Raw genomic sequence first — 21,521 nt, 5'->3', positions numbered from 1 at the left:
ACCAGCGGTCGCTACTGTCAGATCTGACAGTAGCCGGCCAGGCAGAATTATTGTGGGATGACACCTCGCTCAGCCGTTGCGTGGTGATCCATGTCTCTGCTCGAAACTGTCAACCAGGCGTGCCGGCGGCTCGCGCCGGGCGGCTGGCACTCGCTGTTGCTGGCCCATGGTCTGGACATTCTTGCGGTACCGCTCAAGGCCGAGCTGCTCAAACCGCTGCGTATCGACCGGACTGTTCCCGGTTTCGAGGACTTTTGCCCGGCCGGCAATCGGGCGATCGAACCTTCCCGGCCCGCTCAGAGCCTGCTCTTTCATGCGCTGACGTCACCACGGGTCACGCGCGACGCGGGCGGTCAGCCCCTGCAAACGTATCCAACCCTTACCGAAATCGAGGCGGTTCTGAACTATGTCTTTGGCGTTCGCCCCCCCACACTCAAGGATTTGCAGCGACAAGCCCAGGGCGCACCGCTGGCCGTGGCAGTGTTTGCCAGCGAGTACCGTTGCGCCGCCGATACGGTGCATGGTGAGCACGCCGATCTGTGTTACTCGCGCAGCGGTATTGCGCGTGTGGGCAATACCAGCGCCCTGTACGCCCCCGAGCTGCGCTGCTTCTTGCCGTTCGTTCAGGACGACCCCTACGGCATTCGCATAATGCCGGTGCATTACAGCGCCTATATCGCCGTGCAACGCCAAGGAAATCACGAACAGTTCGGCCCGATGGATGCTCAGCCGGACGTCGATCCCGCACTGAAATTCTGGGTGCCGATGCACAAGCTGTTCGATGGCAAGGAATGCCTTGCGGGACTGGATCTGGAGGTGAAATTCAAAGCTTTTCATATCAATGAAAAGATTCGCCACATCCATCTGCGTCACAGCGACACCGGCTGGCAAGAACCGGATATTTCCCAGTCGCCCTTTGTCATCACCGATGGTCTGGCAACGCTGGAGGTGGAGCGCGGATCGGGGTCGAGTCTACTGCTGCCCCGGCCCAGACCCCGGCTCGCCGAGCAGGCCTGGTACCGGGGCCAGTTGTTGTCATTCACGATGCCCAGGGACTCGGGAGGCATGATCCACGGTCGGTCAATGCTCCACGACAATGGCACCATCGAAGATCTGAACCACCGCGAGGGTGTCGCCGAGCTGGTGAAGCAAGGCGGCTATCGCGCCCTGCACCATCGGGACGGCACGGCCGACGGTTACATCCGCACGCACTGCACGTCGCTGGGGCATCTGCAGTCGATTCCTGCCTATTCGATCATTGCCACCCCGGATTTCTTTCCGTTTTGCCACCCACGGCGCCTGATGCACTGGGCCAGCCAGGTGCCTGCCTTCACCGGCTTGAGCATCTGGCATGCCCGACTGCAGGCGTTATCGAATGTGCGTTATTGCGCCAACCTGACACTCGCGGGTCAGCCGTTCTCCCCGGAGGATCGGGGAGTCACCGCGATTGTCGGTTTGCCGCGCAAGTCGGTCTCATGGACGCTGACCGGCACACGCCCTGTCGGCATCGACCGTCCTTCCACATTGCCGGACGGCGAAGCCGGACTTTTCGCCCCGGGTTGGGGGGTAGGCCGAGTGCGTGAGCAAAACCCGGACGGTAGCTGGATCGACCATCTCGCCGGTTACCAGATGGCCAGTCCTTTTCCCGAGGACGCCAGAATCTGCGCAGCACTGGGCTCTTTCTGGCCAGGCCTGGCACCCGACTCCGCGAGCACTTTCGAGCCCCGCTCCAGCCTGCACACCATTATCCCGTTGACCGATGCGGAAACCGGAAGAAGCGCCGTCGCCTGGGACAACCAACCACCCGCGCAGCTGATCCAGCATCAGGGTCGGACGTTCGTCCGCTATCGCGCCTACGAATACAGCGATTACACACAAGTCGCCCTTGAAAACAGATTCTCCCTGCAGCAGACCGGCGCAATCACCCAGCAGGAATATCAAGACCGGGTGCTCTCGATGTACCGCGTGTACAACGTACTCGGTGCGGGAACCGACAAGGCCTTGCGTAATACGTGGCCGTTGCTGTCCTTCATCCAGGTGCAGCGACCCGATCCGGAATTGGAATCGGCGCAACAGCAGGTCGGCATCGTGTTGCGCGGTTGGGTCTTTCGCTTCCTGATGTACGAACGCGGCGTCATGAGCATCCCTGCCGAAGACTTCAAATGGAGGGATGTGCAAGTCAAACAACAAGTGCGACTGTTCGTCAGCGCCGAAACGATACTGGTCAAATACGAAAATGCTGCGTGGCAACTCGCCCTTGAAGCCCTTTGATGTCGTGGTGATCGGTGGCGGTCCGGCGGGATCGGCGGCAGCGATCGGTTGCGCACAACGCGCTCTGCACGTGGCATTGATCGAGCGTCAGGAATTCCCGCGATTTCGCCCCGGTGAGAGCCTGCATCCAGGCATCGAACCCGTGTTGGCGCAACTGGGCGTCGCCGGGCAACTGTGTGTGCAGGATGCGCTGCGTTTCAACGGGCACTGGGTGCAATGGAACGGGCCGCTGCGTTTCAACGGCTTCGGCAGTGACGACAAGGGTTCATGGCGAGGCTTTCAGATTCCCCGGGCAACGCTGGACACAGCGTTATTGCAGCACGCCGCAGCGTTGGGGGTGATGGTGCACCAGCCGTGTCGCGCTCTCGCCGTCCTTGGCGAGAAGAGTCGCGTGCGCGGTGTCATAACCGATTCAGGCCCGTTGCACGCCGACTATGTGATCGATGCCAGCGGCGCGTCAGCCTGGCTGCATCGACAGCTGGGATTGACCATCCGCCGCTGTTCGCCACGCCTGATTGCCCGCTACGGTTACGTCCGGGGTTGTCCACTCGCTTATCGGCACGCACCGCACTTGTCAGCAGTTCCCGGTGGATGGACGTGGATCGCAAACGTGCAGGCGCAATTGACGCACTGGACGCATCTGGCCTTCGACGCGCCGAACCTGCGCCGCCCGGCGATTCCAGAGCAGCTGCAACACTTGCCCACGCAAGGCGCCATCCACGGCGCCGATGTAACGTGGCGGATCAGCACGGCAGTCGCCGGTAACGGCTACTTCATGGTCGGTGACGCGGCCAGTCAGCTTGACCCGGCGTCTTCCCATGGCGTGCTCAAGGCCTTGATGACCGGCATGCAGGCCGCGCAGGTGGTGTCCGACTGCATCGGGCAACCCTCTGTGCAATCGTCGGCTCAGAGGCAATACAGCCAATGGCTGGGCGACTGGTTCGAGAAAGACATGGAACAACTGCGTCGCTTCTATCGCCTTCATCCTGACCCGCCACGCTGGCTGCAACCTCATGTCTGACTCAGACAACGCCGATCACCCCGTCCTCATGCAGTTGCCGTAACAACGCCAGTCCGCTTTCCATGAACGACGCAGTTCCGGGCAACCCCGCCTCCAACGCCAATCCTTGCAGTTGCTCATTACCGCTCAACAACGGTAACTCCTCGATGCGCTGCAACAACCGCCAGGCCAATGGGCTCAGCTCGGAAAACTTCACGCTCCAGTCCGCCGTTCGCCGCACCAGCAACAGCGTCGGTTGGGCCGGTGGTGTGGCCGGTTGATGATCCGGCCCGAGCATCTGCACCGGCCAGGTGTACGCCAACGGCCAGGCCAGCGCCGAAACCCGCAACGGCCGCTCCTGCAAGTGCGCCGGATCACTCGCGAGCAAAGTTTCGGCGTCGGACTGCTGCAACACCATTTCTACCCACTCGTAATGCGCCAGCTCCACCAGGAACGCCGGCCAGTCACCCTCGCTCAACACGGCCGGTTCCGAGGCGAGGTAACCGACAAACTCCTCGGCGATCTCGCCGAATTTCGGCGTCTGCGCCCGGTAGTCCCGAAGGAAGCCGCGGATCAATGTGCGCCAGCGCTGATGGCCGATGATCCGGATCAGCACCGGAAACGTACCGCCCAGCAGTTGCGAGACGTTGTTGAACACCAGATCGCGATAGACATTGACCCGCGCCGCGTTCATGCCGGACGGCAGCGCTTCATGTTCTGGATCGCGCAAATAGCGGGTCAGGGCCTGTTGTTGCCGCAGAAGATTATCCACGCGGGCCTCCTTCGGATTGCAGGCGGCGAATGGTTTGCAACTCGGCCACCAGTTCAGAAAACGCCGGGAAATTGAAATCCCGCTCCAGCAACGTCGGCTGCGCACCGAATCGGGCATAGGCGTCGGCCAGCAACGACCAGACCACCGGTTTGACCGAGGCGCCGTGGGTATCGATCTTCAGCGTGTCGGACTCGTCGAAGTGCCCGGCCACGTGCATGCCGACCACCCGGCCCGGCTCAATCGCAGCCAGGAACGTCTGCGGATCGAAACCGTGGTTGATCGAGTTGACGTAGACGTTGTTCACGTCCAGCAGCAGGTCGCAATCGGCCTCGCGCAGCACGGCATTGGTGAAGGTCACTTCGTCCATCTCCTGCCGGGGCGCGGCGTAGTAGGAAACGTTTTCCACCGCCAGACGCCGGCCAAGAATGTCCTGGGCCTGGCGGACCCGAGCGGCGACGTGGTGCACCGCTTCTTCGGTGAACGGCAGCGGCAGCAGGTCGTAGAGGTGGCCGTCGTCGCTGCAATAGCTCAGGTGTTCGCTATACAGCGGCACTTTGTGATGATCGAGAAAGGTCCGCACTTCCCGGAGAAAATCGACGTCCAGCGGCGCCGAACCACCGAGCGACAACGATAACCCGTGACAGGACAACGGATAGCGCTCGGCCAGTTCACGCAGCGCGGCGCCATGGGCACCGCCGACGCCGATCCAGTTTTCCGGCGCCACTTCGAGAAAGTCGAAATCGCCGGTGCGCGCGGCTTGCAGGTCTTTCATCAAGCCGCGACGCAGGCCGAGCCCGACGCTGGCCTGCAAGGAGGGGTGGGGAATCTGCATGGGCAAGATCTCTGCTGAGGAGCCGCCGGGCGTGGCGACTGACAGGTTCAGTAAAACCGGCGGGTGTATCGCGGCTGTGTGGGCAATGCGCGGGAAGTGGCGGGTTTTGTATCGGCGGCGGGTCTGTACACAGTGGGATACAGACCCGCTGCCGTCTTGGTGAGCGGCGAGTTACGCGAGGTCGTACTTCTCGCGGACCAGGTCACCAATGCCGAGGCGATCGAGCACGTCCATCGGGCACAGGAACGTCACCCGCACCGTGCCGGGCAAACGGCTGATGTCGATCGAACCGTTGATGGTCGCGCGGTTGAGCACTTCATCGTATGGCAGGCCGGTGACGGCGGCGGCCCGTTGCAGGCCGTTCTCCACCGCGACGTTGAGGTTTTCGCCGCTGCCGATGAAGGTGATCGGCCCGGTGGCCTGAATGTCGTGCTGACCCCAACGGGCGCCGAGCTCGCGGACATGGCGCAACTGCTCGGCGCTCAAGGGCCGGGCCATCGGCGGCAGATCGTCGAGGTTCTGCAGCAGGATCGGCCCCTCCAGGGTCAGGCCCTTGATCACATGCACCTGTACCTCGGTTTCCCCCGAGCAATCGGTGGCGTGGCCGGCGATTTCGCCGTTGCCCTGCTGCGCGTGCATGTCACCCATGTACACCCCGGCGCCCGGCACCTTGACCGGACAGATCAGCACGCAACCCTCGCGGATCGAGTTGGTGTCCATGTGGCCGTCGGTCTTGGCCGCGTGCAGTTCTTCGCGGGTCATGCCGAAGCGGTGCGGGGCGCCGATCAGGTACTGGCCGAAATCGGCGCAGTTATGCGAGTCCGGCAGATCCCGCGACGGCGTGGTGCCGATGTTGCCGAGAAACGGTCGCATGTGCGCCGCCACGCCGGGCATGTCGGCCCGGGCCAGGGACAGAATCGAGTGCTGCGCCGCCATTTCAGGCAACGCCGACACCTGCGACGCCTTGCCGGCCAGACGATCCGCCACCTCTTGATTGACCGTCAGGCTGACCTGGTGCTCGGCGTCGAACACGATCACGTAACCGTGGCTGAAGCGAAACGCACTGACTTCGGCGCCGCAATGGTTGCAGCGAATCGCCTCCTCGCCGATCCCCTCCACATGGCTCGCCGGGTGTTCGGTGCCGCACTGGCTGCAGTATTTGGCGACGAACGGATCGCCGTGATATCGCCCTTCAACAAAACTCATCACTCCTGACGACGTGGCGTGGGACGTGACCTGCATGCGTTTGATCTTGATCGCTACCGCATCGCCGACCTCGGCGCCTTCGATGTACACCGGTTGCGTCACTTCATGGCCGCCCTCGAATGACGGCGTGATCATCGGCCCCCAGCACCCCGGCGGCGTCCCCGTGACCAGCGTGCCGCCGTCGGCCAGCGGGCCGCGCATCTTCTGGCCTGGGCCGATCAGGCCGTTGGTGTACTGGTTGACGTGCAGCCGTTCGACGGACAGCTGAATGGGAGCGCTCATGGAAATCACCTCGTTGGCAGGCTGGGCGGCTCAGTTCAACGCAGGTTTGTATCGGCGCTGTGTCCGGCCAACGCTGCAATGGTCAGTCTGTGTATCCACGCACCGTCGCGATACACAACGATACAAGCCTCGAAATCCACGCAGCCCGCTCCCACCGGCGCCAACAGCGGCTAGACTCAATCAGTACCCAGTCGAGGGGGACGCAGGACAGCAGTGTCGCCCTGCCCGTTTCCACGACCACCGCCCGGTGGTGAATGCCTCGACCCCCAAACGCCACCGGACTGTGATCCTGTCAAAGGAGCACATGAAATGGACGAGGCCAGACTCAACGAATTCATGGGCAAACTGGTCAACGACATGGGCGGCGCGGCGATGCTGGCCAATGTCATTGTCGGCGAAGAACTCGGCCTTTACCGGGCGATGGCCGACAGTCAGCCGATCAGCCCCGAAACCCTTGCCGAAAAAACTACCTGCAACCCGCGACTGGTGCGCGAATGGCTGAGCGCCCACGCGGCGTCCGGCTACATGGAACACCACGACGGCAAGTTTCGTTTGCCGGAAGAACAGGCGCTGGCCCTGGCCAAGGAAGATTCGCCGGTGTACGTGGCCGGCGGCCTCGGCGTGGTGGCATCGTTTTTCCATGACAAGGACAAACTGGTCAAAGCCATGCGCGGCAACGGCGCCCTGCCGTGGGGTGATCACCATCCGTGCATGTTCACCGGCACCGAGCGCTTTTTCCGCCCCGGCTACAAGGGGCATTTGATCGCCGAGTGGCTGCCGGCGCTGGACGGCGTGGTGGCCAAACTCGAAGCAGGCGCCAAGGTCGCCGATATCGGCTGCGGTCATGGTGCGTCCACGGTGATCATGGCCCAGGCCTATCCCAACTCGCGGTTCGTCGGCTTCGACTATCACGCGCCTTCGATCACCGTCGCCACCCAACGGGCCGAAGAAGGCGGCGTCAGCAGTCGCGCGCGGTTCTTCCAGGGCACGGCGAAAAGCTATCCCGGCGATGACTATGACCTGATCTGCTATTTCGACTGCCTGCACGACATGGGCGATCCGGTCGGTGCGGCGAAGCATGCGTTTGAATCGTTGAAGGACGACGGCACAGTGCTGCTGGTCGAGCCGTTTGCCAACGACACCCTGGACGAAAACATCACGCCGGTCGGGCGCTTGTTCTATGCGGCGTCAACGTTCATCTGCACGCCAAATTCGCTATCCCAGGAAGTGGGCCTCGGCCTCGGTGCGCAGGCGGGCGAGTCACGCTTGCGCAAGGTGTTTACCGAAGCCGGCTTCAAACACTTCCGGCGGGCGACGCAGACGCCGTTCAACCTGATTCTGGAGGCGCGCAAGTAAAAACCGGGCACAGGACGCGCCTGCCGGGGAGCGTCCGTCGGTGCTAACCTGCAAGGCACTTACAGCCTGCGGAGCGCTGATCATGCTCGACCGTCCCCTCCCCGACCCGCTCGACTATCTGCAACAGGTCATGGCCGACGGCGACTTCATTGTGCTGACCGGCGCCGGCATCAGCACGCCGTCGGGAATTCCGGACTACCGCGACACCGACGGTGTGCGCCGTGGCCGGCAGCCGATGATGTACCAGGAATTCCTCGCCGCCCCGGAATCGCGCCGCCGCTATTGGGCCCGGGCCATGCTCGGCTGGCCGCGCGTGCGCCAGGCGCGGCCGAACGTTGCCCATGAGGCGTTGGCCAGCCTCCAAAGCCAAGGCCGGATCGGCGGTTTGATTACTCAGAATGTCGATACCTTGCACGATCAGGCCGGCAGTCACGACGTCATCGAACTGCACGGCAGCCTGCACCGGGTGCTGTGTCTGGATTGCGGCCAGCGCAGCGAGCGGGACTCGATTCAGCAATTGATGGAAACGCAGAACCCGTATCTGGCCGGCGTCGATGCCATGCAGGCGCCGGACGGCGACACTCTGCTCGACCCGGCCTTCGAAGCACGATTTCAGGTGCCGCACTGCCCGCATTGCGCGGGCGAACGGATGAAGCCGGACGTGGTGTTTTTCGGTGAGAACGTGGCGCAACCGACGGCGGCGCGAGCCATGGCGCTGGCAGAAAATGCCGCCGGGATGCTGGTGGTGGGTTCGTCGCTGATGGCGTATTCGGCGTTTCGCCTGTGCCGGGTGATTGCGGACCGGGGCAAGCCGCTGATTGCGATCAATCTGGGGAAGACGCGGGCGGATGAGTTGCTGGATTTGAAGATTGAAGCGTCCTGCGAACAGCTATTACCGTTGCTGACACAACGCCTGATTTCATGACCTGCCCAGGTCAGTGTTCAGCCTTGAGAATGTCAAAAAGCGCCTGCGCCGCCGCCGACAGTTCATTCCCCGGATCCGTCAGCACGCCAATCGCCCGCTCCACCACCGGCTCGTGCAAGGTCAGGCAATGCGCGCCCAGCTCGCGCATCTGCCCGGCACACAAGGCCGGCACCGCACTGACGCCCAGCCCGCTCGCCACCATCCGCCCGACCGTCGCCAGTTGATGGCTTTCAAACTCCACCGGCAGTTTCATCCCTCGGGCCTGCAGGTGTTCTTCCAGCATCACCCGAACCGTGGACGGTCGTTGCAGGGTGATGAACGGTTCCTGCAGCAAGGTCTGCCAATCAATGTCGCTACGGTCGGCCAGCAGCGAATCCTGCGGCACGACGGCGACAAAGCGATCGCGGTAAAGCGGCGTGAACGTCAGCGAAGTGCTCTGCATCGGCTCGAAGGCCACGCCGAGTTCGACCTGACGATCGCGAACCATTTCCAGCACTTGCTCGTTGATCACGTCGTTGACTGTCACGTTGACGTTTGGATAGCGCGCGCGGAAGGTCTTGAGGATCGGCGGCAGCAGATTGCCGGCAAACGACGGCATCGCCGCCAGCGTCACCCGCCCGCGTTGCAGGCTGAAGCGCTGGCGCATCTCGTCTTCGGCGTTGTCCCAGTCGGCGATCAGGCGCCGGGCCAGCGGCAGCAGCGATTCGCCCTCCGGGGTCAGCGCCACGTTGCGCGTGTTGCGGCTGAACAGACGCCCGCCCAAACCTTCTTCCAGCGCCTTGATGGTCAGGCTCAGCGCCGATTGCGACAGGTGCAGGCGCTCGCAGGCCACGGCAAAGCTCAGGCTTTGGGCCACGGCGAGAAAAGCGCGTATCTGCTTGATGGTCATGGTTGTGTTACTCGACGGACTAAGCTGAACATCCGTCCGCCGACCACGGCGGACATTTAATGAGCTTTATCAATCAATCAACCTTAAAAATCAACTTAACAAATATATCCTTCAGCGCGACACTCCAGTCATTCGGCTAGCCAGCCGCCCGACAAACAATAAAAGAGGTGCATATGGCAGGTTTCGACAAGCGCGTGTATTCCTACGAGGAAGCCATGGCAGGTCTTGAAGACGGCATGACCGTGATCGCCGGCGGCTTCGGCCTGTGCGGCATTCCGGAAAACCTGATCGCCGAGATCAAGCGCAAGGGCACCCGCGACCTCACCGTCGTCTCCAACAACTGCGGCGTTGATGGCTTCGGCCTCGGCGTGCTGCTGACCGACCGCCAGATCAGCAAGGTGGTCGCCTCCTACGTCGGCGAAAACAAACTGTTCGAAGAGCAACTGCTCAAAGGCGACATCGAAGTCGTACTGACCCCGCAAGGCACCCTCGCCGAGAAAATGCGCGCAGGCGGCGCCGGCATCCCGGCGTTCTTCACGGCTACTGGCGTCGGCACCCCGGTCGCCGAAGGCAAGGAAGTACGTGAATTCCACGGTCGCAAGTACCTGATGGAAGAGTCCATCACCGGCGACTTCGCCATCGTCAAAGGCTGGAAAGCCGACCATTTCGGCAACGTCATCTACCGCCACACCGCGCAGAACTTCAACCCGCTGGCCGCCACTGCCGGCAAGATCACCGTGGTCGAAGTCGAAGAAATCGTCGAACCCGGCGAGCTGGATCCCGCACACATCCACACGCCCGGCATCTACGTCGACCGGGTCATTTGCGGCACGTTCGAAAAACGCATCGAACAACGCACCATCCGCAAATAATCCAGGCTGACGGAGAACAAGAACATGGCACTTACCCGCGAACAAATGGCTCAACGCGTCGCCCGCGAAATGCAGGACGGCTACTACGTTAACCTCGGCATCGGCATTCCGACCCTGGTCGCCAACTACATCCCCGAAGGCATGGAAGTCATGCTGCAATCGGAAAACGGCCTGCTCGGCATGGGCCCTTTCCCGACTGAAGACACCATCGACGCCGACATGATCAACGCCGGCAAGCAAACCGTAACTGCGCGCATCGGCGCATCGATTTTCAACTCCGCCGAGTCCTTCGCCATGATCCGCGGCGGCCACGTCGACCTGACCGTGCTCGGCGCCTTCGAAGTGGACGTGCAAGGCAACATCGCCTCGTGGATGATCCCGGGCAAACTGGTCAAGGGCATGGGCGGCGCGATGGACCTGGTGGCCGGCGCCGACAACATCATCGTGATCATGACCCACGCGTCCAAGGACGGTGAGTCCAAGTTGCTGAGCCAATGCAGCCTGCCGCTGACCGGCGCCGGTTGCATCAAGCGCGTGCTGACTGACCTTGCGTACCTGGAAATCGAAAATGGCGCTTTTGTCCTCAAGGAACGCGCACCTGGCGTCAGCGTCGAGGAAATCGTCGCCAAAACCGCTGGTAAACTGATCGTCCCGGATCACGTACCGGAAATGCAGTTCGCTGCCGAGTGAGGAATTCGAAAATGCAAGACGTCGTCATTGTTGCCGCCACGCGCACCGCGATCGGCAGTTTCCAGGGATCGCTGGCCACCGTCTCCGCCGTGGATCTGGGCGCAGCGGTCATCCGCCAGTTGCTTGAGCAGACCGGACTGGACGGTGCCCAGGTCGATGAAGTGATCATGGGCCAGGTGCTGACCGCCGGCGCCGGCCAGAACCCGGCGCGCCAATCGGCGATCAAGGCCGGCCTGCCCCACGCAGTGCCGGCCATGACCCTGAACAAGGTCTGCGGCTCGGGCCTCAAGGCCCTGCACCTCGGCGCCCAGGCGATCCGTTGCGGCGACGCAGACGTAATCATCGCCGGCGGCCAGGAAAACATGAGCCTGGCCAACTACGTCATGCCGGGCGCACGCACCGGTCTGCGCATGGGGCACGCGCAAATCGTCGACACCATGATCAGCGATGGCCTGTGGGATGCGTTCAACGATTACCACATGGGTATCACCGCCGAAAATCTGGTCGAGAAATACGAGATCAGCCGCGAGCAGCAAGACGCCTTCGCTGCCGCGTCGCAACAAAAAGCCGCCGCAGCCATCGAGGCCGGTCGCTTTGTCGATGAAATCACCCCGATCCTGATCCCGCAGCGCAAAGGCGATCCGGTGGCGTTCAAGGTCGACGAACAACCACGTGGCGATACCACCGCCGATTCCCTGGCCAAACTGCGTCCGGCCTTCAAGAAGGACGGCAGCGTCACCGCCGGCAACGCTTCGTCACTGAACGACGGCGCGGCTGCCGTGATCCTGATGAGCGCCGAAAAAGCCAAGGCCCTGGGCCTGCCGGTGCTGGCGAAAATCGCCGCTTATGCCAACGCCGGCGTCGACCCGGCGATCATGGGCATCGGCCCGGTGTCCGCCACTCGCCGCTGCCTGGACAAGGCTGGCTGGAACATCGGCCAGCTGGATCTGATCGAAGCCAACGAAGCCTTCGCCGCGCAATCGCTGGCGGTGGCCAAGGATCTGCAATGGGATCTGGACAAGGTTAACGTCAACGGCGGCGCCATCGCCCTCGGTCACCCGATCGGTGCATCGGGCTGCCGTGTGCTGGTGACCCTGCTGCACGAAATGATCAAACGTGATGCGAAAAAGGGTCTGGCGACCCTGTGCATCGGCGGCGGTCAGGGCGTGGCCCTGGCGCTGGAACGCGCGTAAGGCCGCAGAGTTACAAAAGCGAGTTCACAGCGGGCGGCGGATCCACGATATCCACTGCCCGTTGGCAACAAAACCCGGTACGACTCACGTCGCACCGGGTATTTTTTTGCCCGGCCGTCAGGCGAACTTCACCAGATTCAGCACCGGCAATGGTCCGCCGGGGAACTGTACCAGTCGCGCACCCACGCTCAACTCGCCCAGATCGATACCGAAGAAACCGAGCTGATCAATCAGCGCGCCCACTTCAGCCTTGGCCTGAGCGTCATCTCCGGACAGGAACTGCACGCGCTTGCCGCCCTCCGACGCCGGATCCGCTTCCAGCAAACGCGCCAGCAAGTGGTTGAACGCCTTGACCACCCGCGCGCCCGGCACCCATTCGGCGAACACTTCGCTGGACGGCCGTCCCTGCAAATCCACCGGTTTGAAGGACGGAGCTTCAATCGAGTTGTTGGCGTCGATGACGATCCGCCCGCCGAAGTCCGGCAGACCGGCCAGTGCGGTTGGCAGTTTCGACCAGTTCACCGCGACCAGCACGATGTCCTGGGCGGCGGCTTCTTCACGGGTAACGGCGCGAGCGGTCGGGCCGAGTTCTGCGACCAGTTCAGCCAGGGTCTCCGGCCCGCGGCTGTTGGCGATGACCAACGGGATGCCCTGACGCGACAAGGCTTTGGCAAACGCTGAACCGATGGCGCCAGCGCCGATGATTCCGATAGTGCTCATGGTGTTCTCCTGAAAGTGAGGTAAGACTCGAAACGAATCTTGCGCTTGCCATTCCCACTTGATTAGCCGGTAATGCCTTGAATGATCTTCAAGCATCGCTATCAGGTCGAATCCATGGAAACCCTCGCCAATCTGGAATCTTTCGTCCGCAGCGCCGAGACCGGCAGCTTCTCCGCCGCCGCACGGTTGCTGGCGCTGACCCCGGCGGCGGTCAGTCGCAACGTGGCAATTCTTGAACGCAACCTCGGCGTGCGGCTGTTTCAGCGCTCGACCCGCAAGCTGTCGCTGACCGAGGTTGGTGAGAGTTTTCTGGCGAGCATCGGCGGCAACCTCGATGCCTTGCAGGCCGCGATTGCTACGGTGGCGACCGAGCGCGGAGAGCCGGCGGGCGTGCTCAAGATCAGCCTGCCGCCGACGTTCGGCATCGATCACATGCTGCCGCTATTGCCGGAGTTTCTGGCGCGCTATCCGTTGATTCGCCCGGAATGGCACTTCGAAAATCGTCAGGTGGACTTGATCGCCGAGGGTTACGACGTAGCGATTGGCGGCGGATTCGAGCTGACACCCGGCGTAGTCGCCCGGCCATTGTCGTCCGCCGAAGTGCTGGCGGTGGCGTCGCCGGCGTATCTGGCGGGCCGTACCCTGCCGCGACATCCGGCTGATCTCGCCGATCACCAGGGCATCGTCATGCGCGGCCTGCGCACCGGGCGCCTGCGCCAATGGCAGATGCACAACGAAACCGGCGAACAGGCCAGCGCCCTGCTCAACCCGAGCATCGTGCTGAATGACCCGATGGCCATGCGCAAGGCCGCGCTGCTGGGCTTGGGCGTGACGATGCTGGTGCTGCCCGATGTCAGCGCGCAGATCGAACGCGGTGAACTGGTGCAGCTGTTGCCCGACTGGCAATGCGATGCCGGCGCAATATCGTTGTACTACCCGAGCCGAACCTTGCTGCCGGCCAAGACCCGAGTGTTCATTGATTTTGTGGTCGAAGCGTTTGGCCGCTAGGCCGCCAGCTGCAGAATCAACCAGGCATTCGCCCCGCTGATCAGCACAAACAATCCCCACGCCAGCACCCGCGTCGGCCAGCGATTCACAAACGGTCCCATCAGCTGTTTGTCGTTGGTCATGCGAATCAGCGGATACAGCGCAAACGGCAATTGCAGGCTCAGCACCACCTGGCTCAACACCAGCAACTTGCCCACCGCGCCGTCGCCCATCAGCCACACGCCGATGAATGCCGGAATAAGCGCCAGCCCACGGGTGATCAGGCGTCGTTGCCAGCAGGGAATCCGCAGGTTCAGATAGCCTTCCATGATCACTTGCCCGGCGATGGTGCCGGTGAAGGTTGAGCTCTGCCCCGACGCCAGCAGCGCCACGCCGAACAGCACACTGGCCAGCGCGCCGCCCACCAGTGGATCGAGCAAGTGATAGGCGTCCTGGATGTCGACCACGTCGGTGTGCCCGGACTGATGAAAAGCGGCCGCCGCGAGTATCAGGATCGCCGCGTTGACCAGCAACGCCAGCGCCAGCGAACCGATGGTGTCGATGCGCGCCAGTTTCACCGCATCCTGCTTGCTGGCCAGATCCTTGCCGATCAGCCGCGTCTGCACGATCGAGGTGTGCAGGTACAGGTTGTGTGGCATCACCGTGGCACCGAGGATGCCGATAGCCAGGTACAACGGCGCAGCATCGCTGATCGCCGACAGCGACGGTGTGAAGCCTTGAGCGACATCCGGCCAGTACGGTTTGATCAGCAGCAACTCGACAAAGAAGCACGCGCCGATGGTGCCCACCAGCACCAGCATGATCGCCTCCAGCCGGCGGAAACCGCGGTTTTGCAGGGCCAGCACCAGCAACGTATCGAATGCGGTCAGGGCGATGCCGAACGTCAGCGAACAACCCAGTAACAGGTGAAACGCCAGCGCGCAGCCGAGCACTTCCGCAAGGTCGGTGGCGATGATCGAGATTTCCGCCAGCACCCATTGCAGCCGCGCCGTCGGGGTGCTGTAGCGTTCGCGGGACAGCTGCGCCAGATCGCGCCCGGTGGCGATGCCCAGCCGCGAGCACAGGCATTGCACAACCATGCCCGCCAGGCTCGCCAGCAATACCACGAACAACAGGCTGTAACCGAAGCGCGAACCGGCCTCGATGGCAGTGGCCCAGTTGCCCGGATCCATGTAGCCGATCGACACCAGCAAACCGGGGCCGGCAAAGCGCAGCACGCGTTTGAAGAACGAGGCGTTGGGATCGACCGGGACACTGCCGGCCACTTCCGGCGGGCAGAACGGCGCAGTGGCGATTTTGGGCAAACTGAATTTCACGAACACATCCAGAAACAAGTCGAAAGGCGCAGCTTAGACGTTTCAGTCGGCGTGCCCAAGCGCCGATGTGATGGACTCAAGGTTTGGCGTCGCCCAGCAATTGCTGGCGCAGCTCGGGACTGCGCGTGCGCGGGTCAAGCCAGATGTCAAAAAATGCCCGGGCAAACTGCGGATCATTAATTTCATGCTGCAACTGCTGCCCGACAAAGAACCGCGCGCCTTGGCCCGGCAAATACACTCCGGTGATCCGCGTACCGGCCTGCACGTCGACAAATGATTGCTGCATCTGGGTTTGCCACACGGCCAATTTCACCGGGCTGAGGGAGGAACCGGCCAGACGCTTGATCTCGTCGACGCTGGCCTTTACCAGATCGTCGCGGGAAATGGAGCGTCGGTAGATCAGCTCAAGGGCAAAGGGTTGGCCGTCGGCTAGCGGTCGCGCCGCGCTCCACAACCGGGCGTTGTAGACGTCGAAGCCGAACACACTGAAATCGCCGGTGCCGATGATCTGTGCGCCGGGGACTGCGTCCTGCCAGCTGGCCCAGGTAGGTGTCAGCAGCAAGGCCCACAAGCCGATCCCGCAGCATCCACGCAACCACTTCGGTGTATCGCTCATCGCGGTATCGACTCCGGTAAACCCTGACACTCACAGCATAGTCCGCTATCACGCCCGTTATTTTGTATACATGTTTTGCATACATATGCAGCAATCCGCCAATGACAATGCTAACGTGGCCCACTGCCCCCGATGGAGACACCTGCGTGCTGATCCTTAAACTGCTGCTGATTCCCGGTTTCCTGCTGCTGATTTCCCTCGCGGGCAAGCGTTGGGGCCCGAGTGTCGCCGGATGGCTGTCGGGGTTGCCGGTGGTGGTCGGGCCGATTCTGTTTTTCCTCGCCATTGAGCAGGGCCCGGCGTTTGCCGCGCAATCGGCGGTGGCGGCGTTGTCGGCCATGTTTGCGATGATCGCGTTTTGCATCACTTATGCGCAGGTGGCGCAGCGGGCGAACTGGCCGTTGGCGTTGCTGGTTTCCTTATCAGTCTGGGGCGTGCTGGCGCTGATTCTGTCGGTGATACCGGCCTCTCTGCCCTTCTCGATTGCCGCCGCTGCAACTGCCCTTCTTACCGCACCGTACCTGTTTCCCAAAGTGCAACCGCTGGTCAGCGGCCCGGGGCCAAAGTCAGACAAACTGGTCTGGCGGATGATCGCCGGGGCCGCGTTGACGCTGGTGGTGACGATGCTGGCCAGCACGGTGGGCGAGCGCTGGAGCGGATTGCTCGCGGTATTCCCGGTGCTCGGCAGCGTGATGGCGGTGTTTTCCCAACAGACCCGTGGCCCGGCGTTTACCGCCGCGTTGTTGCGGGCGACGGCGACGGGGATGTATTCGTTTTCGGCGTTTTGTCTGGTGCTGGCGATTGCGCTGCCGGGATTTGGGTGGTGGGGGTTTGCGATGGCTGTAGGGGTTTCGATGGGGATGCTGATTTTTACAAAACGACTGGTGATGAGTTCGACGAAGAATGCGCAGCGCACGGCAGCGACTTCACGCTGATTTACCTGAACGGCACCTTAAGTAATTTCAGGGTCGCGACATTCGGATAGAAGCTCTATTTCCGCTTTCCAAAATCGGTGAATTCAAAAAGGTAATAATCAGAACTCGATGGGTTGGGTGGAAGCCCATCGCTTTCCTGGCAAACGACCACCGGGAACGTTCCACCACCTGAAGGGGTATTGGTGGCCTGCATATTGAAATTCTGAGTTTCGTAGTTCAAATAGCTCCCCAGCGATTCCCATGTGCCGGATCCGCTGAGGTAGTACGCCTCTATTTGTGTAGGTTCAGAGGTGGGCGCAATCCCGTGGATAAAGGTGTGATAACCCACTTCTTCAATTTTGTTGATGACGAATTTTGAACCTGACATGGCAATTCCCCCCCGTACCTACCGCCAACCGATAAGCATCGATTCATTGTTCAAAATCGAGGGAAGCGTTGGCACCTGACAGAAATGACAGTTCCGACGAGCGGTTCCTGCCCGGCCTGACATTCCGCACTGGAGTCCACCAACGCCACCATGGGATGATCGCCGCCCAAGCGCGACCATCCCTCGGAGATTCGAATGTCATTGCTTAGCAAGAAAGCCGTCGTCCTCTTGTTGGCGGCGGTGGCCGGTTTCGGCGCCATCAATGCTCAGGCAGCCAAGGCCAAAGAGAAGGCTGTCACCGAGAAAGTCTCGATGCTCGATGGCAAATTCAGTTTCGTCCTGCCCAAGGGCTTTGTCGGCGACCCGCTGCCGGCCGGTCCGACTGGCGCCAAGGGCATGATGTACAGCAACGATGCCACCAAGACGGTCGTCATCACCGCCGAAAATCAGATTCCCGAAGGCAACAACGTCAAGGACAACGACAGTGCGTTTCTCGACGGCACCGTCTCCGATTTCATCGACGCCCAACGCAAGGCCCTGCCGGACTTCAACAAGCTCAGTGAAAAGAGCCTGACCCAGAAAGGCAATGGCCTGGGCCTGCGCCAGGTCGACAGCACCGCCACCCAGGGCGGCGGTCAGACTCTCAATACCACGTTGCTGGCCGGATCCGGCACGCGCATGGCGCTGGTCCAGGTGATTTCCCGGGCCAGCGACAAGAGCGGTCACGAAGCGCTGGTGAAAACCATCCTCAAGGAAAAATGATCTTTACGGGTTGAGTTGCTGCAACCAGTCGTTCAAATCCCGAAGCTCGGCCGTGCTGATGCTGTGGCCGACGCCGGGATAGGCATGAAATTGCGGTTTGTACGACAGCTTCTGCAACAACGCATCGGCTTCGGTGCCACCGCTGTAAGGCACCCGGTCATCCGCCGTGCCGTGGCCGATGAAGATGTCCAGCGGCGGATGCTGTTGCTCTGACTTCAGCTCGCTCTTGAGCACCGGCAATACCCGCCCGCTCAACGCCGCAATGCCCCCCACCGCCGCAGGCTGCCGCAACCCGACCTCGTAAGTCATCATCGCGCCCTGACTGAAACCGATCAGGTACACCTTCTCCGGTTGCGCGTGATATTTCTGCGCCGCTGCGGCGATAAAGGCCCGCAGTTTCTGGCTGCTGGCCTTCAGATCATCAGTCTCGCCGTTGTAGGCACCTTCACCTTTCTTGCGAAACCACTGATAACGTCCTTCGCCCAATGCCATCGGTGCCTGCACCGACAGGTAGTTGTACTGCTTGGGCAGCTGAAATTTCATACCGATCAAGTCTGCTTCGTTGCTGCCATAGCCATGCAGGAAAATCACCAGCGGACGCTGTTCGGCGTCCGGGTGCACCTGAGCCAGGTAGTTGAGTGGCAGATCGTTTTGCAGCGAGGTCTGAGCCTGAACGGCAGTGGACGCCAGCAGCGTCAACAGCGCAAACACCTTCAACATAAGCCTTCCTTCACACAGTGCAGGGTTCGGGGGAGAGCCTAACACTGTGATCCGGAGGATAGGGTGTCAGTCGTTGATCAGTTTCCCGACTCGAATCGGCTCACGCCCCGCCACCTTCGCCTGCCAGATGCCCGGCTGGGTGTAGCGTCCGCGATCGATGGCGAACAACACGCCGCTGGTGCCCGCGCGCACGGTGGTCACGCGTTCGTTCAGCGGATCGACCACTTCGAACAGCGCTTCACCGCGCTCGACCCACTCACCGGCATCACGCAGGAAACTCACCACGCCATGATGCGGGGCGAACAGGTATTCGGTGCCTTCGAACGGCATGCCTTCGCAGCATTCTTCCGGCGCTGTTGGCCATTCACCGCTGATGAAGCCCTGTTCGGCGAGAAAGCCCAGGATCGCCTCGCAGTTGGCCTGAGCCTGATCGACGCGGGTGTCGCCCATGCTGCCCAGCTCCAGGGTGGTGGCGAGGTTGGCCGGTGGAATCGCCGCGTTCGGGAAGGCCCGGGCCAGGCGCAACCACGGCGAGGAGCAGGATTCATCGAACGAACTGCCGCCGGAGTCTTCACACAACAGCGCCACGCCAGCCTTCAGGCGTGCAGCGAGGGATTGCCACTGTGGCCAGTGCTGCGGCAGTGCGTAAATATGAATTGCGGCGTCGAAGTCGCAATGCAGATCGAGGGTGATGTCGGCCTCACAGGCGTGGCGCAGCAACAGACGGTGCAGTGCTTCCAGTTGCGAGGCCGGGGCTGGCAGTTCATCGAGTACCTGGCCCATGGCCTGGCGGATCAGCGCGATGTTGGCTTGGGCATCACCGCCCAACTGACTCCCGATGCGCTCGGCCACCGGCGCACTGAGTTCGACGAAGGAGCGGTTGAAGTTCTTGCCGCTGCCCAGTTCGAAACGGCCCATGTGACTGCCTTGCAGATGCTGATCGAGGCCGATCGGGTTGGCCACCGGCACCAGTTCGATCACGCCTTGCAACTGACCGTTGCTTTCCAGCCCAGCCAGGCGTTTTTTCAGTTCCCACGCGGTGCGCATGCCCGGCAGTTCATCGGCGTGCAGGCTGGCCTGGATGTAGACCTTGCGCGGGCCGGCGCCGTAACGGAACACGCTCAGAGAACGTTCGCTGCCCAGGTGGCTCCAGGGCAGAAGATGGTCGATGCGTTGCATGGGGAACTCCGGAAATTCTGTGGTCGCTGCTACCCAGTGACCGCATTGAAAATGTGCTGACAGGATAAATCACGGGCGAAAAAAAAGTGGCCACCGCATCAACGGGGCCACTTTTTTCTACGGCGTATTAATGGCCGTATACGTCAAAGTCGAAGTACTTGTCCTGCACTTGCTTGTACTTGCCGTTGGCGCGGATTTCGTTGATGGCGGTATTGAATTTTTCCGCCAGCTCGGTATCGCCTTTACGCACGGCGATACCGGCGCCACCGCCGAAGTACTTGGCGTCTTCGTAGGTCGGGCCGACGAATTCGAAGCCTTTGCCGGCGTCGGTTTTCAGGAAGCCGTCGCTCAGGTTGACCGAGTCGGCCAGCATCGCGTCGATACGACCGGAGACCATGTCCAGGTTGGCCTCCTGCTGCGAGCCGTAACGCACCAGCTCGATGCCGGCCGGCACCAGTACTTCGGTGGCGTAGCGGTCGTGGGTACTGGCGCGCAGCACGCCGACTTTCTTGCCTTTGAGCTCGGTCAGCGGGTCTTTCACGCCGGAGCCTGCCTTCATCACGAAGCGCGCCGGGGTGTGGTAGTACTTGATGGTGAAATCGACGTTTTTCTTGCGGTCGTCAGTGATGGTCATCGAGGACAGGATCGCGTCGATCTTCTTCACTTTCAGCGCCGGGATCAGGCCGTCGAATTCCTGCTCGACCCAGGTGCATTTGACTTTCATCTGCTCACACAGCGCATCGCCGATGTCCACGTCGAAACCGGCCAGTTTGCCGTCAGGGGTTTTCATCGAGAATGGCGGGTAACCGGCTTCGATACCGATACGGATCGGCTTGGCGTCTTCGGCCACGGCGGTCAGGGACAACATCGACAGTGCCAGGGCACCGAACATAACCAGCTTTTTCATTTATTACTCCCGTGTGCGGAGGCTTTTATTGGCAGCTTTCGATTGTCAGGTTCGGCCTTGGGCTGTACAGCGCAAAAAAACCGAAGTGGCCGGCAGTCTATGGCGGCGCGCACGGGGCAAATTGTTTTTAAGCGACAAATACTTACAGAAAATCGGCGAGTGCCATCACCTGGGAAAAGTGTGCGTCAGAGCAGTGCGCGGGTTGTAGGACAAAGCCGACAAAAGTGCCGCCGAAGCGGCAACTCTCTGGCTATCAACAATCGCAAGCGATCGGGGCAGTGGCGACTCGCGGTGCCGTAACGCTCAACTGAAAGCCTTCATCCAGCCAACCGGTCACCCCGCCGATCATCTCTTTGACCGGATAACCCAACGCCGCCAGCTTCACCGCGGCCTTGTTGGCGCCATTGCAGTGGGGACCGGCGCAATAAACCACGAACAGTGTGTTTTTCGGGTAGTTCGCCAGCCCTTCTGCCGTCAACAGACGCCCCGGAATATTGATCGCTCCCGGCACATGACCACGCTCGAAGGCCAGCGGCCCGCGCACATCGACCAGCACAAAATCGATCTCACCAGCCTGCTGGCTGCTGAAGACGTCGGAACAATCGGTTTCAAAGGTCAGACGGTTGCTGAAATGCATCAGGGCAATGGCCGAAGGCGCTGCAGGAATTTCGCGAACCAGGCTGGGCATGTTGAATCACTCCTT

At 61.7% G+C, this 21,521-nt stretch carries 22 protein-coding genes; 10 read left to right on the top strand and 12 right to left on the bottom strand.

Annotated features, from left to right (window positions below):
- The first annotated feature begins 90 nt into the window (after window positions 1-90).
- Together QRN46_RS25340 and QRN46_RS25335 are read left to right on the top strand one after the other, a co-directional pair.
- Complete coding sequence (locus tag QRN46_RS25340) at window positions 91-2,271, top strand: hypothetical protein (protein WP_285358003.1); 2,181 nt, start codon at window positions 91-93, stop codon at window positions 2,269-2,271.
- Entirely contained in the window at window positions 2,258-3,292 is a 1,035-nt protein-coding gene (locus QRN46_RS25335) for an NAD(P)/FAD-dependent oxidoreductase (protein WP_285358001.1), read from the top strand. The genes QRN46_RS25340 and QRN46_RS25335 overlap by 14 nt, the downstream gene beginning before the upstream one ends.
- A gap of 1 nt (window position 3,293) precedes the next feature.
- On the opposite strand, the gene QRN46_RS25330 is transcribed toward QRN46_RS25335, so the two are convergent.
- From QRN46_RS25330 to QRN46_RS25320, 3 genes are all read right to left on the bottom strand, one after another.
- A complete protein-coding gene (locus QRN46_RS25330; RefSeq protein ID WP_201817518.1) occupies window positions 3,294-4,043 on the bottom strand; it encodes an HvfC family RiPP maturation protein in 750 nt (249 codons plus the stop codon).
- Window positions 4,036-4,875 (bottom strand): HvfB family MNIO-type RiPP peptide maturase, encoded by an 840-nt coding sequence (locus QRN46_RS25325; protein WP_221615714.1) that lies wholly within the window; start codon window positions 4,873-4,875, stop codon window positions 4,036-4,038. Before QRN46_RS25325 ends, QRN46_RS25330 begins: the two co-directional genes overlap by 8 nt.
- A 171-nt stretch (window positions 4,876-5,046) precedes the next feature.
- Window positions 5,047-6,363, bottom strand: a complete 1,317-nt coding sequence (locus QRN46_RS25320) for an acetamidase/formamidase family protein (protein ID WP_285357998.1) — start codon at window positions 6,361-6,363, stop codon at window positions 5,047-5,049.
- A 309-nt stretch (window positions 6,364-6,672) separates the two neighbouring features.
- Here QRN46_RS25320 and QRN46_RS25315 point away from each other — a divergent pair, with 309 nt between their 5' ends.
- Both QRN46_RS25315 and QRN46_RS25310 read left to right on the top strand, forming a co-directional pair.
- A complete protein-coding gene (locus tag QRN46_RS25315; protein ID WP_011333519.1) occupies window positions 6,673-7,719 on the top strand; it encodes a class I SAM-dependent methyltransferase in 1,047 nt (348 codons plus the stop codon).
- Between the two features lie 82 nt (window positions 7,720-7,801).
- Window positions 7,802-8,644, top strand: coding sequence for an NAD-dependent protein deacetylase (locus QRN46_RS25310; protein WP_285357996.1), 843 nt, complete (start codon window positions 7,802-7,804; stop codon window positions 8,642-8,644).
- A gap of 10 nt (window positions 8,645-8,654) precedes the next feature.
- On the opposite strand, the gene QRN46_RS25305 is transcribed toward QRN46_RS25310, so the two are convergent.
- Complete coding sequence (locus QRN46_RS25305) at window positions 8,655-9,533, bottom strand: LysR family transcriptional regulator (protein WP_201817533.1); 879 nt, start codon at window positions 9,531-9,533, stop codon at window positions 8,655-8,657.
- A gap of 173 nt (window positions 9,534-9,706) precedes the next feature.
- Here QRN46_RS25305 and QRN46_RS25300 point away from each other — a divergent pair, with 173 nt between their 5' ends.
- The 3 genes from QRN46_RS25300 to QRN46_RS25290 are packed head-to-tail and all read left to right on the top strand — an operon-like array spanning window position 9,707 to window position 12,288.
- Window positions 9,707-10,405: a CoA transferase subunit A gene (locus QRN46_RS25300; RefSeq protein ID WP_007956274.1), complete on the top strand. Its 699-nt coding sequence runs from the start codon at window positions 9,707-9,709 to the stop codon at window positions 10,403-10,405.
- 24 nt (window positions 10,406-10,429) lie between these two features.
- Window positions 10,430-11,095 (top strand): CoA transferase subunit B, encoded by a 666-nt coding sequence (locus tag QRN46_RS25295; protein WP_011333516.1) that lies wholly within the window; start codon window positions 10,430-10,432, stop codon window positions 11,093-11,095.
- Window positions 11,096-11,106: 11 nt separating this feature from the next.
- A complete protein-coding gene (locus tag QRN46_RS25290; RefSeq protein WP_285357989.1) occupies window positions 11,107-12,288 on the top strand; it encodes an acetyl-CoA C-acetyltransferase in 1,182 nt (393 codons plus the stop codon).
- A gap of 117 nt (window positions 12,289-12,405) precedes the next feature.
- Here the strand turns inward: QRN46_RS25290 and QRN46_RS25285 are convergent, their stop codons facing one another.
- On the bottom strand, window positions 12,406-13,104 hold the full coding sequence (locus QRN46_RS25285) for an NADPH-dependent F420 reductase (protein WP_285357986.1): 699 nt from the start codon (window positions 13,102-13,104) through the stop codon (window positions 12,406-12,408).
- Between the two features lie 18 nt (window positions 13,105-13,122).
- On the opposite strand from QRN46_RS25285, the gene QRN46_RS25280 reads away from it, so the two are divergent.
- The gene (locus tag QRN46_RS25280; RefSeq protein ID WP_221615773.1) at window positions 13,123-14,016 is read left to right on the top strand and encodes a LysR family transcriptional regulator; all 894 of its coding nucleotides are present in this window, start codon (window positions 13,123-13,125) and stop codon (window positions 14,014-14,016) included.
- Here QRN46_RS25280 and QRN46_RS25275 read toward each other — a convergent pair.
- Window positions 14,013-15,281, bottom strand: coding sequence for an Nramp family divalent metal transporter (locus QRN46_RS25275; protein ID WP_489105274.1), 1,269 nt, complete (start codon window positions 15,279-15,281; stop codon window positions 14,013-14,015). The two genes, QRN46_RS25280 and QRN46_RS25275, sit on opposite strands and share 4 nt — an antisense overlap.
- A gap of 127 nt (window positions 15,282-15,408) precedes the next feature.
- Window positions 15,409-15,948 carry a chalcone isomerase family protein gene (locus tag QRN46_RS25270; RefSeq protein ID WP_011333511.1) on the bottom strand — a complete coding sequence of 180 codons (540 nt, stop codon included), beginning with the start codon at window positions 15,946-15,948 and terminating at the stop codon, window positions 15,409-15,411.
- A 146-nt stretch (window positions 15,949-16,094) separates the two neighbouring features.
- Between QRN46_RS25270 and QRN46_RS25265 the strand changes: the two genes are divergently transcribed.
- The gene (locus tag QRN46_RS25265; protein ID WP_041475207.1) at window positions 16,095-16,883 is read left to right on the top strand and encodes a hypothetical protein; all 789 of its coding nucleotides are present in this window, start codon (window positions 16,095-16,097) and stop codon (window positions 16,881-16,883) included.
- A 55-nt stretch (window positions 16,884-16,938) separates the two neighbouring features.
- Here the strand turns inward: QRN46_RS25265 and QRN46_RS25260 are convergent, their stop codons facing one another.
- Window positions 16,939-17,250 (bottom strand): hypothetical protein, encoded by a 312-nt coding sequence (locus QRN46_RS25260; RefSeq protein WP_011333509.1) that lies wholly within the window; start codon window positions 17,248-17,250, stop codon window positions 16,939-16,941.
- A gap of 195 nt (window positions 17,251-17,445) precedes the next feature.
- Between QRN46_RS25260 and QRN46_RS25255 the strand changes: the two genes are divergently transcribed.
- Window positions 17,446-18,012 carry a DcrB/PsbP domain-containing protein gene (locus QRN46_RS25255; protein ID WP_011333508.1) on the top strand — a complete coding sequence of 189 codons (567 nt, stop codon included), beginning with the start codon at window positions 17,446-17,448 and terminating at the stop codon, window positions 18,010-18,012.
- Window positions 18,013-18,015: 3 nt separating this feature from the next.
- Here the strand turns inward: QRN46_RS25255 and QRN46_RS25250 are convergent, their stop codons facing one another.
- The 4 genes from QRN46_RS25250 to QRN46_RS25235 form a co-directional block, all read right to left on the bottom strand.
- Window positions 18,016-18,732, bottom strand: a complete 717-nt coding sequence (locus QRN46_RS25250) for an alpha/beta hydrolase (protein ID WP_221615712.1) — start codon at window positions 18,730-18,732, stop codon at window positions 18,016-18,018.
- Window positions 18,733-18,798: 66 nt separating this feature from the next.
- A complete protein-coding gene (locus QRN46_RS25245; RefSeq protein ID WP_285357979.1) occupies window positions 18,799-19,911 on the bottom strand; it encodes a succinylglutamate desuccinylase/aspartoacylase family protein in 1,113 nt (370 codons plus the stop codon).
- 127 nt (window positions 19,912-20,038) lie between these two features.
- On the bottom strand, window positions 20,039-20,818 hold the full coding sequence (gene aotJ, locus QRN46_RS25240; RefSeq protein ID WP_011333505.1) for an L-arginine-binding protein AotJ: 780 nt from the start codon (window positions 20,816-20,818) through the stop codon (window positions 20,039-20,041).
- A gap of 253 nt (window positions 20,819-21,071) precedes the next feature.
- On the bottom strand, window positions 21,072-21,506 hold the full coding sequence (locus tag QRN46_RS25235; protein ID WP_011333504.1) for a rhodanese-like domain-containing protein: 435 nt from the start codon (window positions 21,504-21,506) through the stop codon (window positions 21,072-21,074).
- Between the last annotated feature and the right edge of the window lie 15 nt (window positions 21,507-21,521).

Source organism: Pseudomonas sp. lyk4-R2A-10, assembly GCF_030209075.1.
In the GTDB taxonomy this organism is placed as follows: Bacteria; Pseudomonadota; Gammaproteobacteria; order Pseudomonadales; family Pseudomonadaceae; genus Aquipseudomonas; species Aquipseudomonas glycinae.
The sequence above is the reverse complement of the archived record's forward strand: the minus strand, read 5'-3'. Positions and strand labels throughout refer to the sequence as shown.

Excerpts from the sequence above, each read along its gene's own strand:
- QRN46_RS25340 (WP_285358003.1), top strand. The coding sequence starts at position 91 with ATGTCTCTGCTCGAAACTGTCAACCAGGCGTGCCGGCGGCTCGCGCCG.
- QRN46_RS25325 (WP_221615714.1), bottom strand. The coding sequence starts at position 4,875 with ATGCAGATTCCCCACCCCTCCTTGCAGGCCAGCGTCGGGCTCGGCCTG.
- QRN46_RS25320 (WP_285357998.1), bottom strand. The coding sequence starts at position 6,363 with ATGAGCGCTCCCATTCAGCTGTCCGTCGAACGGCTGCACGTCAACCAG.
- QRN46_RS25315 (WP_011333519.1), top strand. The coding sequence starts at position 6,673 with ATGGACGAGGCCAGACTCAACGAATTCATGGGCAAACTGGTCAACGAC.
- QRN46_RS25310 (WP_285357996.1), top strand. The coding sequence starts at position 7,802 with ATGCTCGACCGTCCCCTCCCCGACCCGCTCGACTATCTGCAACAGGTC.
- QRN46_RS25305 (WP_201817533.1), bottom strand. The coding sequence starts at position 9,533 with ATGACCATCAAGCAGATACGCGCTTTTCTCGCCGTGGCCCAAAGCCTG.
- QRN46_RS25300 (WP_007956274.1), top strand. The coding sequence starts at position 9,707 with ATGGCAGGTTTCGACAAGCGCGTGTATTCCTACGAGGAAGCCATGGCA.
- QRN46_RS25295 (WP_011333516.1), top strand. The coding sequence starts at position 10,430 with ATGGCACTTACCCGCGAACAAATGGCTCAACGCGTCGCCCGCGAAATG.
- QRN46_RS25290 (WP_285357989.1), top strand. The coding sequence starts at position 11,107 with ATGCAAGACGTCGTCATTGTTGCCGCCACGCGCACCGCGATCGGCAGT.
- QRN46_RS25285 (WP_285357986.1), bottom strand. The coding sequence starts at position 13,104 with ATGCTTGAAGATCATTCAAGGCATTACCGGCTAATCAAGTGGGAATGG.
- QRN46_RS25280 (WP_221615773.1), top strand. The coding sequence starts at position 13,123 with ATGGAAACCCTCGCCAATCTGGAATCTTTCGTCCGCAGCGCCGAGACC.
- QRN46_RS25270 (WP_011333511.1), bottom strand. The coding sequence starts at position 15,948 with ATGAGCGATACACCGAAGTGGTTGCGTGGATGCTGCGGGATCGGCTTG.
- QRN46_RS25260 (WP_011333509.1), bottom strand. The coding sequence starts at position 17,250 with ATGTCAGGTTCAAAATTCGTCATCAACAAAATTGAAGAAGTGGGTTAT.
- QRN46_RS25255 (WP_011333508.1), top strand. The coding sequence starts at position 17,446 with ATGTCATTGCTTAGCAAGAAAGCCGTCGTCCTCTTGTTGGCGGCGGTG.
- QRN46_RS25250 (WP_221615712.1), bottom strand. The coding sequence starts at position 18,732 with ATGTTGAAGGTGTTTGCGCTGTTGACGCTGCTGGCGTCCACTGCCGTT.
- QRN46_RS25245 (WP_285357979.1), bottom strand. The coding sequence starts at position 19,911 with ATGCAACGCATCGACCATCTTCTGCCCTGGAGCCACCTGGGCAGCGAA.
- aotJ (WP_011333505.1), bottom strand. The coding sequence starts at position 20,818 with ATGAAAAAGCTGGTTATGTTCGGTGCCCTGGCACTGTCGATGTTGTCC.
- QRN46_RS25235 (WP_011333504.1), bottom strand. The coding sequence starts at position 21,506 with ATGCCCAGCCTGGTTCGCGAAATTCCTGCAGCGCCTTCGGCCATTGCC.